This is a genomic window from Thermomonas sp. (assembly GCF_023953935.1).
Taxonomy (GTDB): domain Bacteria; phylum Pseudomonadota; class Gammaproteobacteria; order Xanthomonadales; family Xanthomonadaceae; genus Thermomonas.
This window is the reverse complement of record NZ_JAMLIW010000010.1, coordinates 63,270-78,753: the sequence shown is the minus strand read 5'-3', so window position 1 is coordinate 78,753 and position 15,484 is coordinate 63,270. Positions and strand designations below refer to the sequence as shown.

Annotated in this window: 17 protein-coding genes, 1 other RNA gene and 1 pseudogene; 15 read left to right on the top strand and 4 right to left on the bottom strand. The window is 66.6% G+C overall.

The window, feature by feature from the left end; genetic code table 11:
* The first annotated feature begins 132 nt into the window (after positions 1-132).
* Both M9902_RS11215 and M9902_RS11210 read left to right on the top strand, forming a co-directional pair.
* A complete protein-coding gene (locus M9902_RS11215; protein ID WP_297223053.1) occupies positions 133-645 on the top strand; it encodes a hypothetical protein in 513 nt (170 codons plus the stop codon).
* A 287-nt stretch (positions 646-932) separates the two neighbouring features.
* The gene (locus M9902_RS11210) at positions 933-1,175 is read left to right on the top strand and encodes a hypothetical protein (RefSeq protein ID WP_297223051.1); all 243 of its coding nucleotides are present in this window, start codon (positions 933-935) and stop codon (positions 1,173-1,175) included.
* Positions 1,176-1,243: 68 nt separating this feature from the next.
* Here the strand turns inward: M9902_RS11210 and M9902_RS11205 are convergent, their stop codons facing one another.
* On the bottom strand, positions 1,244-2,116 hold the full coding sequence (locus M9902_RS11205) for a hypothetical protein (protein ID WP_297223049.1): 873 nt from the start codon (positions 2,114-2,116) through the stop codon (positions 1,244-1,246).
* Between M9902_RS11205 and M9902_RS11200 the strand changes: the two genes are divergently transcribed.
* The 3 genes and pseudogenes from M9902_RS11200 (at position 2,103) to pepQ (ending at position 4,591) form a co-directional block, all read left to right on the top strand.
* The gene (locus tag M9902_RS11200) at positions 2,103-2,273 is read left to right on the top strand and encodes a hypothetical protein (RefSeq protein WP_297223047.1); all 171 of its coding nucleotides are present in this window, start codon (positions 2,103-2,105) and stop codon (positions 2,271-2,273) included. The two genes, M9902_RS11205 and M9902_RS11200, sit on opposite strands and share 14 nt — an antisense overlap.
* Positions 2,274-2,339: 66 nt before the next feature.
* Entirely contained in the window at positions 2,340-2,882 is a 543-nt protein-coding gene (locus M9902_RS11195) for a hypothetical protein (RefSeq protein WP_297223045.1), read from the top strand.
* A 365-nt stretch (positions 2,883-3,247) separates the two neighbouring features.
* Positions 3,248-4,591, top strand: a pseudogene (gene pepQ, locus M9902_RS11190) (Xaa-Pro dipeptidase).
* Between the two features lie 393 nt (positions 4,592-4,984).
* On the opposite strand, the gene M9902_RS11185 reads toward pepQ, so the two are convergent.
* Entirely contained in the window at positions 4,985-6,304 is a 1,320-nt protein-coding gene (locus M9902_RS11185) for an aminopeptidase P N-terminal domain-containing protein (protein ID WP_297223043.1), read from the bottom strand.
* Positions 6,305-6,319: 15 nt separating this feature from the next.
* Positions 6,320-6,853: a UPF0149 family protein gene (locus tag M9902_RS11180; RefSeq protein WP_297223099.1), complete on the bottom strand. Its 534-nt coding sequence runs from the start codon at positions 6,851-6,853 to the stop codon at positions 6,320-6,322.
* 172 nt (positions 6,854-7,025) lie between these two features.
* Between M9902_RS11180 and M9902_RS11175 the strand changes: the two genes are divergently transcribed.
* The 9 genes from M9902_RS11175 to rpmG all read left to right on the top strand — a co-directional run bounded on the left by M9902_RS11175 (position 7,026) and on the right by rpmG (position 12,443).
* Positions 7,026-9,254, top strand: coding sequence for an EAL domain-containing protein (locus tag M9902_RS11175; protein ID WP_297223041.1), 2,229 nt, complete (start codon positions 7,026-7,028; stop codon positions 9,252-9,254).
* Between the two features lie 9 nt (positions 9,255-9,263).
* The gene (locus tag M9902_RS11170) at positions 9,264-9,485 is read left to right on the top strand and encodes a TIGR02449 family protein (protein WP_297171536.1); all 222 of its coding nucleotides are present in this window, start codon (positions 9,264-9,266) and stop codon (positions 9,483-9,485) included.
* Entirely contained in the window at positions 9,482-9,775 is a 294-nt protein-coding gene (locus M9902_RS11165) for a cell division protein ZapA (RefSeq protein WP_297171534.1), read from the top strand. Before M9902_RS11170 ends, M9902_RS11165 begins: the two co-directional genes overlap by 4 nt.
* Positions 9,776-9,840: 65 nt before the next feature.
* Positions 9,841-10,024: non-coding RNA, 6S RNA (gene ssrS / locus M9902_RS11160), on the top strand.
* 38 nt (positions 10,025-10,062) lie between these two features.
* A complete protein-coding gene (locus M9902_RS11155; protein WP_297223038.1) occupies positions 10,063-10,656 on the top strand; it encodes a 5-formyltetrahydrofolate cyclo-ligase in 594 nt (197 codons plus the stop codon).
* Positions 10,653-11,123 carry an EVE domain-containing protein gene (locus tag M9902_RS11150; RefSeq protein WP_297223036.1) on the top strand — a complete coding sequence of 157 codons (471 nt, stop codon included), beginning with the start codon at positions 10,653-10,655 and terminating at the stop codon, positions 11,121-11,123. The genes M9902_RS11155 and M9902_RS11150 overlap by 4 nt, the downstream gene beginning before the upstream one ends.
* A gap of 38 nt (positions 11,124-11,161) precedes the next feature.
* A complete protein-coding gene (rpiA, locus tag M9902_RS11145) occupies positions 11,162-11,809 on the top strand; it encodes a ribose-5-phosphate isomerase RpiA (RefSeq protein ID WP_297223034.1) in 648 nt (215 codons plus the stop codon).
* 219 nt (positions 11,810-12,028) lie between these two features.
* On the top strand, positions 12,029-12,265 hold the full coding sequence (rpmB, locus tag M9902_RS11140; RefSeq protein ID WP_297171525.1) for a 50S ribosomal protein L28: 237 nt from the start codon (positions 12,029-12,031) through the stop codon (positions 12,263-12,265).
* Positions 12,266-12,278: 13 nt separating this feature from the next.
* Positions 12,279-12,443, top strand: coding sequence for a 50S ribosomal protein L33 (rpmG, locus tag M9902_RS11135; protein ID WP_028840080.1), 165 nt, complete (start codon positions 12,279-12,281; stop codon positions 12,441-12,443).
* A gap of 384 nt (positions 12,444-12,827) precedes the next feature.
* Here the strand turns inward: rpmG and M9902_RS11130 are convergent, their stop codons facing one another.
* Positions 12,828-13,688, bottom strand: coding sequence for an undecaprenyl-diphosphate phosphatase (locus M9902_RS11130; protein ID WP_297223031.1), 861 nt, complete (start codon positions 13,686-13,688; stop codon positions 12,828-12,830).
* 365 nt (positions 13,689-14,053) lie between these two features.
* Between M9902_RS11130 and glnA the strand changes: the two genes are divergently transcribed.
* Positions 14,054-15,463 carry a type I glutamate--ammonia ligase gene (gene glnA / locus M9902_RS11125; RefSeq protein ID WP_297223029.1) on the top strand — a complete coding sequence of 470 codons (1,410 nt, stop codon included), beginning with the start codon at positions 14,054-14,056 and terminating at the stop codon, positions 15,461-15,463.
* Positions 15,464-15,484: the final 21 nt, after the last annotated feature.

Sequence of the window (15,484 nt, the reverse complement as noted above, 5' to 3'; positions counted from 1 at the left end):
GCGCGCAAGCTTGCGGCCGGCAATGCCTACTGCTGGGCGCGGACGCCACACCGGCAAGATCGGCATGGAAGCCACCCTCGACAGCCTGATGCCACTGGCGTCCGGCGCGCCGGCAAGAGACGACGATGGGCATTGAACAGCGCCGCCATCCGCGCCGCGCGGTGGTCGGGCGCGTCGAGGTTCGACACCATCGCCGAGACGGTGGAATCCTCGGTGACGTCCGCCGGCGGCCTGCTCCTGATCGCCAGCGCCCCGCTGCCCGATGACGCGCTGTTCCAATTCCGTTTCTGCCTGAATGACGACGGCCGCCCATTGCCGACGGTCGAGGTCGGCGCCCACGTGCTCTGGCAGGCCCCTGCCGGCGCTCCGGGGCAGCATTACGTGGGCATGCGCTTCATCGGCCTGGCCCCGGAAACTGCCCTCCTGGCTTCGACAGTGGTCCGAAGCACCCACCAGGCCGCCTGGATGACGGCTCGCCTCGATGACGACAGGCCGACGCCTGACGGCCAACAAACATTCCGGATGGAGCCCGTGGCTGTCTTCAATCGGTCCCGCTATCACTCCCGACATTCAAATCCGCCACCTCGCCACGACGCGTGGCCCAGATCGTGGACCACGTCACCCGGACCGCGGCCACCGCGCTGACGCCCCTGCTGCAAGCGGTCATTGCGGACCTGGAAGACGTTGCCGTTCAAGCTGGCTGACCAGGCCCCGACCACCAGCCTGCAATCGTGGAATGCCTGATGGCGGCGCTGCGCGATGTGCGCGGATGCAGCGCTTTGTTCAGACGGATTTTCCTCGCCACCCCCTATGGACAGCTCCTCGGCGCAAAGCGCCTGCGCCCTCCGGCACCACCGGGGCTTCGGCGTGGCCCGGCGACCAAGCCTTGTCCTTGGTCGGCAACATCGCCATGGATGAGACCGTCCTGCTCAATGGACATCGCCACTCATGGCAGCGCGACGAACACCGGCCTGCGTCAGCCCGGCCAGCGCTTCGCCGTCTTGATTGTATCGCCGGTATTCGACGCGGAACAGGTGTTCTACGGCCCGCACGCCCTGTGCTCGGTGCTGCGTGAGGTCGCCGGCCGGATGCCCCTGTCGGCCGAGACCTGGCAGCATCTCTACCGCAGTTTCGACCGCGAACCTGCTGGCGCAGCACGCATCTGGTCGACCTGATCAACACCACGATGGAAGAGCATGGCGTCTTGCGCAATCTCCGCTAATCCTGGCTGCGCATGAAATCCTCAAGGCAGTCCGCAGGCGGCGAATGACAGGCGGCCCAGGCCCAGCAAGCAGGCAGCGGAACAGTCCGCTGACGCGCCTGCGCAGCGGGAGAACTGTCCGGCCCGCACCCCGGTTCCGGCTTCGGCGCCAGCCCCGGTTCCGGTTCCGGTTCCGCTTTTCCCGACAGCCCCGTCGAACCGCCTGGCTGGGCGCTCCATGCCGACGCCGCCGCCGCAGACACCATCGACAGCGCCATTGACCTCACTTCGACACGCTGCGCTGCTTCGCTGGCCAATCGGCGCGAGTCGCAGCATGCCGCGGGCAATCGCAGTGCCAACGGCTGCGCTGGTCACCGTGACCCGTGAACTACTGGCGCGCTGCCGGCGTTTGCCGCGGGATGACGCCCGCCCGCTGTCCATGAACATCGCGCAGCATCCAGCAGGACACCCTTTGCCCGTCTTCGCCATCAGCACGGGCAATCGACCGATCCGGCCAGCGAGGACAGCGACACCTTCGAACTGCTCGATCTGCTGTACGGAAACATCGAGGGCGAAATCCGGCCCAGCAGCACCGCCGCAACGCTGCTCAAGCAGTTGCAGGTGCCCACGATCAAGCTGGCGCTGCGCGATCGCGCGTTTCTCGAACGTCCTGACCATCCCGGCCGGCAAGCTGATCAACGCCGCCGCCGAAGCGGCGCCCGCTGGCTGACGGAAGACGACGTGGATCCTGACGTCATCGCCGCGCTGATCGAGGCCGTCAGGCAGGTGGTCGAGACCCACCAGCGTGACGCGGACGCCTTCAGCAAGGCCAACACGACGTACCAGGCACGCGCCCGCAACCTGAAACGCAAGGTTAAACCGGCCGAGCGCCGTCAGGTTGATGCGGCGCGGCAAAAGAAAACTCGAGGTCGCCAGGCAGCTTGCGCTTGCCACGATTACCGCTGCCGTCGGGAACACGCCGCTGCCGCACGATGCCGCCACGTTGTTCCAGCAGGTCTGGCTGGACGCCCTGACACTGACTTTGCGGCATGGCGAAGCCTCGCCGGAGTGACCGGGCAACTTGCGACAACTCGGCACATCGTCACCCGGCTCCAGTCACGGGACGCCTCCGCCCCCGATGCCGCGCTGGCCGATACGGCACAGGCTTCACTCGTCGCAGATCGGCTACCACGCGGACGATGCGGCGGCCGTTGCCCAACGCCTGACCGGCAACATCGAGGCTACCGAAGAACCATCGTCCGCCGATGCGCATCCCGAAGCCAGCCCCAACGCACACACCCGCCTGCGCAGGAAGTGCTGCGAGGCCACGCCCTTCGAGCACGTGCCGCGCACCGACGCAGAAGAAGCGCGCCACCGCTACCTGCTGCGACTGCCGTTCGGGACCCTGGCTGGAGTTCACCATCAACCAGCAGGGCGATACTGCACGCCGTCGTCTGGCGTGGTTCGTTTCCGTCACCGACAACGCGCTGTTCGTGAACCAGCGCGGGCAGCGCTTGGGCGAGCAGTCGCTGGACAGCCTGGCCAGGCTGATGGTCAACAGGGGCAGGTGCGCGTCGTCGACATGACCCGCCCGCGCCTGATCGACCGCGCATGGGACGCCACGTTGTCCGCCCTGCGCAACTTCTCCGGGCGCCCGGCAACTGCAGGAGATCCCGCATGAACGAAGAAGCCCGCCGACGCCGCGGCGCACCCTCGATATCACTGCCCAAGTCATCGACATGATGACCGACAAGCCGATGGGGCGTACTGTGCAACATCTCCGCAACCGGCATGCTCCCGATCACCCGCACGCCCACCAACGACAATGCGCTGTACCAGCTTCGCTTCGCCTGCCCGAAGGGAGGGACGCACGAGGCTGGATTGCGAAGTCGGCGTGAATCAGGTCTGGCAGCAACCGGCGTGGAAACGCCGGGGATGTATTGGGTATACTCACTTCATCGCTATCTCGGAGCAGGACATCGCGTGCCTGCAGCAGTGGATCGGTGCCGGCGTGACGGCCGACCGGTCACGCCCACCTGCGGCAAAATGAAGCTCCCCGCTTTCGCAAGGCACCTTCGATGCGCACCCAGGACCATCGCCACGCATTACGCCGACCACCTCCAGGTGCTCCAGCAGCGCCGCCGAAGCGCCGCGACGCTGCCAGCGCGACCATCGGTGATCCCCAGTGGCACGCTGCACCTGCGGGCATTCGACGATCTTGACTACCCCTACGCGGTCAATCCCCAGTTCAAGGCCTGGCTGCCGTTGACCAACGCGCCGGGCAGCCTGGCTGGGCATCACCCTCGGCCAGCGGCCCAGGCTCATCTTCCTGCAGCCGCACGACTACCGCACACACGGTGCCGCGTGAACCCGACGGTTATTGGGCCGAGCAGTTCGACATCACCATCATCCGCACTCCCGAAGACGCGCTGGCGCAGCTTCCACCCGATGCGTCGCGCTGCGCGATCCTGGGTGAACTGCAAGCGCGCTGGGCGAGTTCACGCCTGACAACCGCCAGCGGCGGTCGCGTATTTTCGGAATACTACCACAGCGCGCGTTCAAGACGCCCTACGAATCGCGATGATGGCGGCCGCCAACCGCACCGCCGCGCGCGGCCACCGCGCCGCCGAACGCGCGTTCCGCGCCGGCTCCAGCGAGTTCGGCATCCTGTCTGGCCTACTGCCAGGCCACCGGCCAGGACGCCAATGACCTGCCCTACGGCAACATCATCGTGCTCAACCAGCACGCCGCGATCCTGCACTACATGACCCAGGATCGGCTGCCGCCGGCCGCTGCACAGCTTCCTGATCGATGCCGAGGCCGACCACGGCGGCTGCCGACGTCACCCGCACCTATTCGGCACACGAGGACGATTTCGCCGCGCTGATCACCGCCGTGGACGCGGCCCAGCAGGCGCTGGCGGCGCGGGTGCGCCTCGGGCTCGACTATCGCCAGCCGCATCTGGACGCGCATCTGGCGCTGGCCGGGGTGCTGCACGAGGCCGGCGTGCTGCGCGTGGGTGCCGAAGAAGCGGTGGCGCGCGCGTTCCCGCGCGCGTTCTTCCTGCACGGCTGCTCACGGCACGGCCTGCAGGTGCACGACGGCCGGCTTGCCGCCTCGGCCGAAGGCGGCACGATCGCCAAGCCCGATGGTCACCCTTCCTGCGCCTGACCCGCACGCTGCAGCCGGGGATGACGGTCACCATCGAACCTGGCATCTATTTCATCGACATGCTGCTGGATGAACTCAAGGCCGCCGGCAATGCCGATGCGGTGGACTGGAAACGTGTCGATGCCTTCAAGCCCCGCGGCGATCCGGATCGAGGACGACGTGGTCTGCACCGACGGTGCGCCGATCAATCTCACCCGCGAGGCGTTTGCCGAAGCTTGAGGGCCACAGGTCGCGGGTTGCCCGGGCTGGGGTTCGCCGCTCAGGACTCCGCTCCAGCTTCGATTCGCGGGCGCAGGCCATCCATGGCCTGCTCGAACCCCAGCGGGCAACCCGCGACCTGTGGCCACTCGCAGCTCGTGGCCTCACAATCGCAAGTCGATTCGTCGGGTTTCGCGGGCCTTTTGGGCAAAGTAAAGGAGGAGGCATCCGCCGCGGGCGGATGCCGGGGGACATTTGCCCAAAAGGGCTGCGGAACCCGGCGAACTGCCGGGAAGCCTCGCAAAGAGATCCGGAAAAGTTCCGAGCGCGGAGGCAGGCAACCGGCGCTGGCGCTCGACTGTTGCTCCCATCGGCTCTTTGCAAGAGCGGGCACTGCCCGCGACCCTTCACGTTTCAGGCGCGCGCCATCAGCGTTTCGACCTCCTCCGCGCGGCGCTCCAGCGCGGCACTGAGCACGCGGTGCCCGCCGCGCGTCACCACCACGTCATCTTCGATGCGGATGCCGATGCCGCGCCACTTGGCCGGCACTTCGGCGGCGTCGGCCGGCACGTACAGCCCCGGCTCGACGGTGAACACCATGCCCGGCTCGAGCAGGCGCGAGGCACCGTCGATCCGGTATTCGCCCACGTCGTGCACGTCCAGCCCCAGCCAGTGCCCGGTCTTGTGCGGATAGAAGCGCTTGCAGGTTTCGTCGGCCACCACGTCCTCCACCCGGCCCTTGAGCAGTCCCAGCCGCAGCAGACCTTCACTCAGGGTGCGCACCGCCGCTTCGTGCATCGCGGCAAACGCCGCGCCGGGTCGCGCCTGCGCCAGCGCAGCATCCTGCGCAGCGCAGACCAGGTCGTGCAAGGCGCGCTGTTCGCGGGTAAAACGCCCATTGGCCGGGAAGGTGCGGGTGATGTCGGCCGCGTAGCCCCGGTATTCAGCGCCGGCGTCGATCAGGACCAGATCGCCCGCCCGCACCCGGCTGGCATTGGCGCCGTAGTGCAGGATGCAGGCATTGGCACCGGCGCCGACGATGCTGGCGTAAGCCGGCTGCGCGTCATGGCGACGGAACTCGCGCTCCAACTCCGCCTGCAACACGTATTCGTGGGTCGCGCCAGGCGCCGCACCCATCGCCGCGCGGTGGGCATCGATCGTGATGTCCACGGCGCGCTGCATCAGCCGCAGCTCCGGTTCGGTCTTGAACAGCCGCATCTCGTCGAGCAGGTGACCGAGTTGCAGGAATTCCTGCGGCGCGCGCCCGTCCCCGCGCCCGCGCATGCGGTTGACCCAGCCGATCAGCTTGAGATCGAAGCCGGCATCCAGCCCCAGCGGGTAATAGGCGCGCGCGCGCCCTTCCATCAGACCGGGCAGGATGTCATCGATGTCGGAAATCGGATACGCGTCATCGACGCCCAGCGCCGCGCCGGCGCGCTCCGGCCCGAGCCGCGGCCCGTCCCAGCCCTCGCGCTCGCGGTCGCGCTCACGACAGAACAGGATCACCTCGCCGTGGCGACGGCCCGGCACCAGCGCCAGCACGGCGTCGGGTTCGAGAAAGCCGGTCAGATACAGGAAGTTCGAATCCTGGCGATACGGGTACAGGGTGTCGCGACTGCGCACCCGCTCGGGCGCGGCAGCCAGCACCACGATGGCCTCGGTTCCAACCATCTCCATCAGCCGCTTGCGGCGCGCGGCGTGGAGCCTGCGCCATTCGGCGGTCAGCAGCGCCATCGCGTCACCCCGCGCTCAGTGCAAACGCCGGTCGGGGCGCGGCGTCAGGCTGCGGTCGGCGTGCAGGAGCAGCACCGCAACCCGCAGGTACTCCTCGATCTCGGCCAGCGCCGCCTCGTCTTCGCTGTCCCCCTCGTCGTCCAGCTGCGCGGCCGCCAGATTGGCAAGATCACGCAGCGCTTCCTGGCCCTCGTCCGACAGCGCAGGACCGTCCGCAACCAGGCCGAATCCGCCCAGGAACCCGCGGCACCAGGCAAATACCGCTTCGGCGCGCACGGCCACGCCGTCCTGCTCGGGCAGCAGCAGCTGGAAGCCGAACTGCGGATCTTCGAGCTGGGCGAGACTGGCGGCGTGCATCCGATCCAGCGCATCCTCACCCTGCGGCAGCGCCAGATCCGGATCGACCATCACCTGGCGCAGCCAATCCGGCGCATCCGCAGCGCCCCCCGCCAGCCATCCGCACAGCGCGCCGTGCAGCTCGGCGGGCGAGCAGGCAAGCATGTGCTGGCCAATGGCCAAAGCGACTTCAGACCAGTCAGGCAACGCCAGATCGCGCACGGTCGGGACTCGGGCTCGCGGAAGGTCCAAGTCTATCAATCGCGGCCGGTCGCTTGTTGTTCTGGCAGGGCTGCGCCTAAACTCGAAGGGTTTTCAGGGTCGCCTGACCCATCGCTGCTGCCGCCTTCGCCAGCCCGCACCGACGACCGCCTCGACCCCGACCTTGAATACGCCCATCGATACGCCGCTGGTTTTGCTGCTGTCGGCCCTCGTGCTGGCACTGGCCGGGCTTGCGCTGGCGAGCTTCCGCCGCCGCGAGCGCGACCAGCAGCGGTTCCGCCAGGAGCTCGACGAACGCGACCAGCAGCTGCGGCTGGCGCTGTGGGCGTCGGACGAGATGTATTGGCAGTACGACCTGCGCACCCAGCACCTGGAGCGCGTCCGGATCGTGGCCGACGCCGACAATGATCTGGCGGTGCGTCTGGATCAGGATCGTGACACCCAGATCCATCCCGACGACTTGCCGCGCGTGCTCGACGCCCTGCGCGCCCACCTGCGCGGCGACATGCCGATGTTGCAGATCGAACTGCGTTTTCGCAGCGAAGGGGACACGTGGGTATGGATGCGCGCGCACGGGCGCACGACGCGACGCGACGCCGGCGGCCGCGCGACCCTGGTGGCGGGCACGGCCCGCAACATCGAAGCCCTGCGCGAGCTGGAGGGCCAGCACGAAGTCGCCATCGAGGTCATGCGCAACATGGCCGAGTCGGTGGCCGTGCTGGATTCCGACTTCGCCTTCATCGCCGTCAACCAGGCGTTCTGCCGGATGAGCGGGCACGAGGCCAAGGACGTGATCGGCAAGGACGCCGCGCTGCTCAACGGCAAGCAGCACGAACCAGAATTCCACGCCGCCGCGCGCGCGGCCATCCGCACCCAGGACCATTGGACCGGGGAAATGTGGCAGCAGCGCAAGGATGGCGTCGATTTCCTGTGCGCGATGCAGTGCACGAGCATCGAAGACCCGCGCACGCACCAGCGCCGCTACGTGATCGTCGCCAGCGACATCACCGAACAGCGCCGACTTGAACACGAACTGCGCTTTCTCGCCAACTACGATCCGCTGACCAACCTGCCGAACCGGACCCAGCTGTCCGACCGGCTGGCGCGCGCGATCATGCAGGCCCGCCAGCACGCCACCAAGGTCGGCGTGCTGTTTCTCGATCTGGACAATTTCAAGGACGTCAACGACACCCTGGGCCACGCCATCGGCGACCGCGTGCTGCGCGCCGCCGCCCAGCGCCTGCTGGAAGCGGTCGGGGCCGAGCGCACCGTGGCGCGGATCGGTGGCGACGAATTCACCGCCGTCATCGAGGACATCCACAGCGGGGAAGAGGCGGACGCATACGCGCGGCGCATCGTCGAGGCCTTCGATGCCCCGCTGCGCCTGGACGACCGCTACGAGTTCACCATTTCGCCCTCGGTCGGGGTCAGCCTGTTCCCGGACCACGCCCAGGTGCCCAGCGACCTGCTCAAGCACGCCGATACCGCGATGTACCAGGCCAAGGCCGCCGGCAAACGCACCTTCGTGCGCTACGCCGAAGCGATGGACAACGACATTCGCCATCGCGCCAACCTCATGACCGCCCTGCGCCGGGTGCTCGAGCGCAACGAATTGCAGCTGGTCTATCAGCCGCAGTCCGACCTCAGGAACGGTCGAATCGGCTGCGTTGAAGCCCTGCTGCGCTGGCACAGCCCGGAGTTCGGCTGGATTCCCCCCGGGCAGTTCATCCCGCTGGCGGAAGAAAGCGGCCTGATCGTCCCGATCGGTGAATGGGTGATCGGTGAAGCCTGCCGGACCCTGGCCGCGTGGCGGGCTGCCGGCGTCGATCAACGCCTGGTGATGGCTGTCAATGTGTCGGCGCTGCAGCTGCTGCGCAGCGATCTGGCCGGCAGCGTCCACCGTGCGCTGGTGGACAACGACCTGCCGGCCAGCGTGCTCGAACTGGAGCTGACCGAAAGCGTGCTGATGAGCAACGCCGAGCTCGCCAGCGAGCGCCTGCAGGCATTCCAGCGCATGGGCATCTCGATTGCGGTCGACGATTTCGGCACCGGCTATTCCTCGCTGGCCTATCTGCACCGGCTGCCGATCAATACCCTGAAGATCGACAAGGCCTTCATCGACGGCCTGGCCTCGAGTGAAGACAGCGAAGACACCACCATCACCACGACCATCATCGCGATGGCGCGCACGCTCGGCCTGCTGGTCGTGGCCGAAGGCGTGGAAACGCCCGAACAGCTCGCCTTCCTCGAACAGCACCACTGCGATCTTGCGCAGGGCTACTGGATCTCGCGGCCGCTACCGGCCGAAGCCTGCCTGCGCTACCTGCAAGGCGACCCGGTGCCGACCCCGACCGATGCCAATCCGCTTGACCCCAACCCAACCCCTGCCTAAGGTGCGTCCATGAACGCCCGCAACCTCGACGCCGAATTGCATGCGCTGCTGGCGCGGATCGACCTGCTGGCCGAACGCATGCGCCGGCTGCAGGAGGAGAACCGCGGGCTGCGCGCCCAGGTCGAGCAGATGGGCAGCGAGCGCGCCCAGCTGCTGGCGCGGCAGGAGCAGGCGCGCAGCCGGGTCGAGGCGATGATCGGGCGGCTCAAGTCGCTGGAGCAGCACACATGAGCGAGCCGGTCAGCGTCCACATCCTCGACCGCGAGTACACCTTCGGCACCAGCGACGCCGAACGCGCCGGTTTGATCGCGGCGGCACGCATGCTCGACGCGCGCATGCGCGAACTGCGCGGCGGCGACAAGCTGGTGGCCCCCGATCGCTTGGCGGTGCTGGCGGCGCTCAACCTCGCCCACGAGTTGCAGCAGGCCCGGAACGGCCCGGAGGCGCGGCCTGATTCCGCGTTCGTGCTCATCGACGAAGCCAACCGCAAGCTTGACGCGCTGCTGGCACAGGCCGGCTGAACGCGGCCCGTGCGCCGTTCGCCGGCGGCATGCGCCAGCTCGGCCACAGTGGGGTATATTGGTCTCGCCCTCTGCCGTGTGCGACGGCGTGCGCAACATTTGCCTTGTCCCTAGATGACGACCACGGGGTGGCATCGGTTGCCGGGAGTGCAGGTCCGCCCACGAGCGGAAAGCCCGAAGGCCACCGCGCTTCCCCACTTGAACCGCTGGTTCAAGGTCGTTACGCACGCATCGGCACGGTGGAGGCATTCTCTTCTCCTTCCCCATTCCCGCAGGACGCGCCCCGCGTGAACCCGTCCTCCGACCGTGTGGCGCTGCGCGCCACGCTGCGCGAACGTCGCCGCGTCCTGCCCGCGACGCAGCGCATCGCCGCCGCCGAAGCGCTGGCCGAGCGCCTGCTGGCACTGCCGTTTTTCCCGCGGGCCGGCCGCGTGGCCGGCTACTGGGCGGTGGATGGTGAAATCGGCCTGCACGCCTTCCAGCTGCGCCTGCCGCCCAGCATCCGCTATTGCCTGCCGGTGCTGCATGCGGACCGCCGCCTGCGCTTCGCCGAATGGCGCAGCGGCGCGCCGCTGGTGAGCAACCGCTACGGCATCCCCGAACCGGATGTCGCGCCTGGGCAGACGTTTGCGGCCTCCGACCTGGCGCTGCTGGTGGTGCCGCTGACCGGCTTCGATGCCGCCGGCAACCGGCTGGGCATGGGCGGCGGCTGGTACGACCGCAGCCTCGCCTTTCGCCGCGCGCAGGCGCCGCCGCCGTGGCTGGTCGGCGCCGCATTCTCGGTCCAGCGCGCCGAACGGGTGCCGACCGAAGCCTGGGATGTGCGGCTGGACGCGATTTGCAGTGAAACCGACACATGGCTCGCCGGAGGCGAACGATGAGCGCGCGCCGCCGCTACTGGATGATGAAATCCGAACCGGACGCCTTTTCCATCGACGACCTCGCCCGCGCCGGCACCGAACCATGGAACGGCGTGCGCAACTACCAGGCGCGCAATTTCATGCGCGACGGCATGCGGGTGGGCGACGGCGTGCTGTTCTACCACTCCAACTGCGCGGTGCCCGGCATCGCCGGAATTGCCCGCATCGCCAGTCCGTCCTATCCCGACGAGACCCAGTTCGACCCGGCTTCCCACTACCACGACCCCAAGGCCAGCCGCGAGCAGCCGCGCTGGTACCTGGTCGATGTCGCCTTCGAACGCAAGCTGCGGCGCCTGATCCCGCTGGCGGAAATCCGCGAACATGCCGAAGAACTGGGCGAAGGCTTCGCCCTGACCGCCCGCGGCAACCGGCTGTCGGTGTTTCCGGTCACTGCCCCCCAGTGGCAACTGCTGCTCTCCCTCGAATAGCCCGTCTCCCGTCTCCCGTCTCCCCAATCCCCAATCCCATGACAGAAGCCAAACGCCAAGCCGCCGAACGCGCCCTCGCCTACGTCGAAGACGACATGATCGTCGGCATCGGCACCGGCTCCACCGTTGCCTGTTTCATCGACGCGCTGGCCGCGTGGAAAGGCCGCATTCGCGGCGCGGTCTCCAGCTCCGAGCAAAGCACGGCCCAGCTCAAGGCGCATGGGATCGACGTCATCGACCTCAACAGCGCCGGGCCGTTGTCGCTCTACGTCGATGGCGCCGACGAATGCGACCCGCACAAGCGCCTGATCAAGGGCGGCGGCGGCGCGCTGACCCGCGAGAAGATCATCGCCCAGGCCAGCCAGCGCTTCGTGTGCATCATCGATGCCAGCAAACAGGTGCCGATCCTCGGCCATTTCCCGCTGCCCGTCGAAGTGATCCCGATGGCGCGCAGCCTGGTCGCGCGCGCCATCCTCGCCGACACTGGCGGCCAGCCGGTCTGGCGCGAAGGCACCGTCACCGACAATGGCAACTGGATCCTCGATATCCACAACCTGCGGATCATCGACCCGGTCAAACTGGAAACCGAGCTCAACCAGATCCCCGGCGTGGTCAGCGTCGGCCTGTTCGCCCGCCGTCCGGCCGACGTGGTGATCGTCGGCGGGGAGCCGGTGCAGGTGCTGTAGGGCAGCCGGCGGCCGGCCCGAATGCCGGGCTGGCACACCCAACTAATTGCACCGCAAGGAAAAACGCCGCATAATGCGCGGCTCGCTGCAAGCTGCAGCGCCTTCCCGTTGCGATCAGCGGGGCCGCCGTCACCCGGGCTACGGGCGACAACCGTTTGCGGATCCTTCCGCAAAAGCCTGGCCATCCGTGGCCGGACTTTCAACTTATCGAGGTGCCCAGTGTCCAAAGTCTGCCAAGTGACCGGCAAGCGCACGACGACCGGCAACAACGTCTCGCATTCCAACCGCAAGACGCGTCGTCGCTTCCAGCCCAACCTCCACGAGCGCCGTTTCTGGGTCGCCTCGGAGAACCGTTGGGTCAAGCTCCGTGTTTCCAATGCCGCGCTGCGCACCATCGACAAGAACGGCATCGACGCCGTCCTCGCCGACCTGCGCAAGCAGGGCGAGAAGGTCTGAGGAGAGATAAACCATGGCTACCAAGCGCGACAAGATCCGCCTGATCTCTTCGGCCGGCACCGGTCATTTCTACACGACCGACAAGAACAAGAAGAACACCCCGAACAAGATGGAGGTCAGCAAGTACGACCCCGTCGTTCGCAAGCACGTGATGTACAAGGAAGGCAAGATCAAGTGATGTGACGGCCCATTCGCGCCCGCGCGAATGGCTCTGCCGGAACATCATCCCCGCGCAAGCGGGGATCCAGCTTTGTCAGTACGTCATCCCCGAGTGCTCTCGTCGGGTATCCAGCCTCATGCAAAAGCCCGCAGCAATGCGGGCTTTTGCGTTTCTGTGCGGCCGGATGAACGAAAGGAAGCCCCGAAAATCCTCATATCCCTGACCGGAGCCCCCAAAATGGATTCCCGCTTGCGCGGGAATGACGAGCAATACTCCGGTTTTCGAGGTTCCCGAAAGCTTCTGACGCGGTTCAACCCGAATGCGCGCGGAGAACCAGCTTCAAAGCATCCTGCGCTTTTCGCATCCATCCGCGTCAAGAATCAGCGTAATCACTGCCCGCGATCAACTTCCCACCGGCAGCCAACACAGCAGCGCCGCGCCCAGCGCGATGCGGTAGAACGCGAACGGCGTGAAGCGGTGGCTCTGGATGTAATGCAGCAGCCACTTCACCGCCACGAAGGCGGTGACAAGCGCAGCCACGAAGGCTACGCCCAGCGACGCCCAATCCTCGTGGCCGACCTGGCCGTGGCGCACCAGCGACAGAAACTCGTAGCCGGTCGCCGCGAACATGGTCGGGATGCCGACCAGGAACGCGAACTCGGTGGCCGCCACCCGGCTGGTGGTGCCGGCCAGCAGGGCGATGAAGATGGTGGTGGCGCTGCGCGAGGTGCCGGGGAACACGCCGGCCACCACCTGCGCGATGCCGACCAGAATGGCGACGGTCCAGGTGATCGCGGCGCGCTCACCGACGCTGGCCGCGCGCCGCGCCGCGAAATACTCCGCCGCCAGCATCCACAGCGCGCCGATGACCAGCGCCCAGGCGATCGGCCGCACCTGGGTCGGCAGTTCCCAACCCAGCGCCTTCACCATCAGGCCCAGCACGGCCGTGGTGACGAATGCCGCGATCAACTTCCATGCGTAGCCGCGTGCGTGGGCCGGCGTGTCCAATGCGGGTGAGGCGACACCGACAGCGCTTGCCGGTGCGGTGCGGCCAAGGAAGGCCAGCAGCATCGCCCACAGCCGTTGCCGGTAAATCAGTACCACCGCGACGATGGCGCCGGCCTGGATCGCGATGTTGAACAATTCACTGCGCGCGCCCAACCAGCGCTCGGCGATCAGCAGATGGCCGGTACTGGAAATCGGCAGGAATTCGGTGATGCCTTCGATGATGCCCAGCAGCAGGGCGGCGAGGAGGTCGGACATGGAGCTGTGATTGGTGATTGGGAAGGGTCGTGATTGGTGATTGGTGATTGGTGATTGGGAAGGGCAGTGATTGGTGATTGGTGATTCGTGATTCGTGATTGGGAAGAGCAGTCGCGCAGGATAGCGGATAATCGAACGCTTTATATTTGTGCATTTTGCCGATTGTTTGCACTTTCCTTGTGCATAAAAGTGATTACTATCAGATTGCATCCATGTAAATCAATGGGTTGCCAGTATCTGTGCGTTGGCACGTTTTCTGCAAGAACCCTGCAACATCAACCCGCTGCAACTGTCCCCGCTCTTCCGAATCACGAATCACGAATCACGAATTCCCAATCACCAATCACCAATCACGGAACCCCCCCATGTCCATCGACCACATCGAAACCCTGCTCAAGACCCACAAGATCGAATTCGTCGACCTGCGCTTTGCCGACATGCGCGGCGTCCAGCACCACGTGACGTTCCCGGCTTCGATCGTCGATGCCAGCCTGTTCGAGGACGGACGCATGTTCGACGGCAGTTCCATCAACGGCTGGCGTGGTATCCAGAATTCGGACATGGTGCTGCTGCCCGACCCGACCACCGCCTACGTCGATCCGTTCACCGCCGACCCCACCCTGGTGCTCAGCTGCGACATCCTCGACCCGGCCACCATGCAGGCCTACACCCGCGATCCGCGTGGCGTGGCGCGGCGCGCCGAGGCCTACCTCAAGGCCAGCGGCATCGCCGACCAGGCCTTCTTCGGCCCGGAGCCCGAGTTCTTCATTTTCGACTCGGTGCGCTTTGCCAACGAGATGGGCCACACCTTCTACCAGATCGATTCGGAAGAGGCGCACTGGAACTCGGCGCGCGACTACGCCGGCGGCAACAGCGGCTATCGGCCGATGGTCAAGGGCGGCTATTTCCCGGTCGCGCCGCTGGATTCGCTGCACGACCTGCGTGCGGAAATGTGCAAGACGCTGGGCAAGGTGGGCATCGAAGTCGAAGTGCACCACCACGAAGTGGCCAATGCCGGCCAGTGCGAGATCGGCACCCGTTTCAACACCCTCGTGAAGAAGGGCGACGACCTGCTGGCGATGAAGTACATCATCAAGAACGTCGCCCATCGCAGCGGCAAGACCGCCACCTTCATGCCCAAGCCCATCGTCGGCGACAACGGCAGCGGCATGCACGTGCACATGTCGCTGGCCAAGAGCGGCGTGAATCTGTTTTCCGGCGACGGCTACGGCGGCCTGTCGCAAACAGCGCTGTGGTACATCGGCGGCATCTTCAAGCACGCGCGCGCCATCAACGCCTTCGCCAACTCGACCACCAACAGCTACAAGCGCCTGGTTCCGGGCTTCGAAGCGCCGGTGATGCTGGCCTACTCGGCCTCGAACCGCTCGGCCTCCTGCCGCATTCCCTACGTCTCCAACCCGAAGGCGCGCCGCATCGAGATCCGCTTCCCCGATCCGATGAACAGCGGCTACCTGATCTTCGCCGCGCTGCTGATGGCCGGCCTCGACGGCATCAAGAACCGGATCGACCCGGGCGCGGCCAGCGACAAGGACCTGTATGACCTGCCGCCTGAAGAGGAAAAGAATTATCCAACCGTCTGCCATTCGCTCGACCAGGCGCTGGAAGCGCTGGACGCCGATCGCGACTTCCTCAAGGCCGGCGGGGTGTTCAGCGACGACTTCATCGACGCCTACATCGCGCTGAAGATGAAGGAGGTCACCGCGTTCCGCGCCGCCACCCATCCGCTGGAGTACCAGCTGTACTACACGATCTGAAGCAGGAACCGCGCAACGCCG

Excerpts from the sequence above, each read along its gene's own strand:
- M9902_RS11150 (WP_297223036.1), top strand. The coding sequence starts at position 10,653 with ATGAGCGCGCGCCGCCGCTACTGGATGATGAAATCCGAACCGGACGCC.
- glnA (WP_297223029.1), top strand. The coding sequence starts at position 14,054 with ATGTCCATCGACCACATCGAAACCCTGCTCAAGACCCACAAGATCGAA.
- M9902_RS11210 (WP_297223051.1), top strand. The coding sequence starts at position 933 with ATGGACATCGCCACTCATGGCAGCGCGACGAACACCGGCCTGCGTCAG.
- M9902_RS11165 (WP_297171534.1), top strand. The coding sequence starts at position 9,482 with ATGAGCGAGCCGGTCAGCGTCCACATCCTCGACCGCGAGTACACCTTC.
- M9902_RS11185 (WP_297223043.1), bottom strand. The coding sequence starts at position 6,304 with ATGGCGCTGCTGACCGCCGAATGGCGCAGGCTCCACGCCGCGCGCCGC.
- rpmG (WP_028840080.1), top strand. The coding sequence starts at position 12,279 with ATGGCTACCAAGCGCGACAAGATCCGCCTGATCTCTTCGGCCGGCACC.
- M9902_RS11200 (WP_297223047.1), top strand. The coding sequence starts at position 2,103 with ATGCGGCGCGGCAAAAGAAAACTCGAGGTCGCCAGGCAGCTTGCGCTT.
- M9902_RS11195 (WP_297223045.1), top strand. The coding sequence starts at position 2,340 with ATGCCGCGCTGGCCGATACGGCACAGGCTTCACTCGTCGCAGATCGGC.
- M9902_RS11130 (WP_297223031.1), bottom strand. The coding sequence starts at position 13,688 with ATGTCCGACCTCCTCGCCGCCCTGCTGCTGGGCATCATCGAAGGCATC.
- M9902_RS11170 (WP_297171536.1), top strand. The coding sequence starts at position 9,264 with ATGAACGCCCGCAACCTCGACGCCGAATTGCATGCGCTGCTGGCGCGG.
- rpiA (WP_297223034.1), top strand. The coding sequence starts at position 11,162 with ATGACAGAAGCCAAACGCCAAGCCGCCGAACGCGCCCTCGCCTACGTC.